The organism is Candidatus Obscuribacterales bacterium, assembly GCA_036703605.1.
GTDB lineage: Bacteria > Cyanobacteriota > Cyanobacteriia > RECH01 > RECH01 > RECH01.
The window spans coordinates 1-1,001 of record DATNRH010000399.1 but is presented as its reverse complement, the minus strand read 5'-3'; the positions used below and the strand labels follow the sequence as shown (position 1 = coordinate 1,001).

The window sequence follows — 1,001 nt, the reverse complement described above, 5'->3', positions numbered from 1 at the left end:
CTCTAAAAACCGTCTCAGTTCGGATTGTTCTCTGCAACTCGAGAGCATGAAGGCGGAATCGCTAGTAATCGCGGATCAGCATGCCGCGGTGAATACGTTCCCAGGCCTTGTACACACCGCCCGTCACACCATGGGAGTTGGGTTCACCCGAAGGCGTTGCGCTAACTCGCAAGAGAGGCAGGCGACCACGGTGGGCTTAGCGACTGGGGTGAAGTCGTAACAAGGTAGCCGTAGGGGAACCTGCGGCTGGATCACCTCCTTTCTAAGGATTGCTACGAAAGCGCCTGGTCTTGTACCGGGAAGAGCTTCGCAGCTTTTCAAAGAACATGCCGTCGTCCTCATGTCCCTTCATCACTGGAGATCAGCATCGCGTAGATGCTGTACGCCTGAGCTGGCTCACGCCGCCCGCGGCTTGCCATTTCTTCGGAAATTGGCAGCTAGCAGGGCATGGAAAGTGGGCCTGTAGCTCAGTTGGTTAGAGCGCACCCCTGATAAGGGTGAGGTCAGAGGTTCAAATCCTCTCAGGCCCACCATTTTTCATATATCAGGCTGTTAAGGGGCCTTAGCTCAGCTGGGAGAGCACCTGCTTTGCAAGCAGGGGGTCATCGGTTCGATCCCGATAGGCTCCACCAGCCTGATATGGCGGATGCGCCGCCAATACCCTCCAGGGATGAAGACACGAAATTCCATCGGTTCGCCGATGGTGCGCAGGGTTTGCCTGCATCTTTGACATTGTGAATGGGTTTTTTAATCGATGCCGTGGAGCACGGTGTTCGGTCTTTATGGCCGGATGCTATGCGACACATACAGATGAAATATCTGGCTGAGATTATCGTCCGCACCTATTACAGCGCAGGTTCTATGCAGGCCTGTCGTTGATGGTGTGGATTCTCAAGCGTGAGGTAAGAGCATTTGGTGGATGCCTTGGCATGTACAGGCGAAGAAGGACGTGGCACGCTGCGATAAGCGTCGGGGAGTTGTGAGCAAACTTTGATCCGGCG

2 tRNA genes and 2 rRNA genes are annotated in these 1,001 nt (G+C 54.8%); all 4 read left to right on the top strand.

What is annotated here, in order from left to right:
* Positions 1-262 (top strand): 16S ribosomal RNA (locus V6D20_08175); the annotation flags it as partial.
* Positions 263-456: 194 nt separating this feature from the next.
* A tRNA-Ile gene (locus V6D20_08170) sits at positions 457-533 on the top strand.
* Between the two features lie 23 nt (positions 534-556).
* Positions 557-632: transfer RNA gene (locus V6D20_08165), tRNA-Ala, on the top strand.
* A gap of 257 nt (positions 633-889) precedes the next feature.
* Positions 890-1,001, top strand: a 23S ribosomal RNA gene (locus V6D20_08160); the annotation flags it as partial.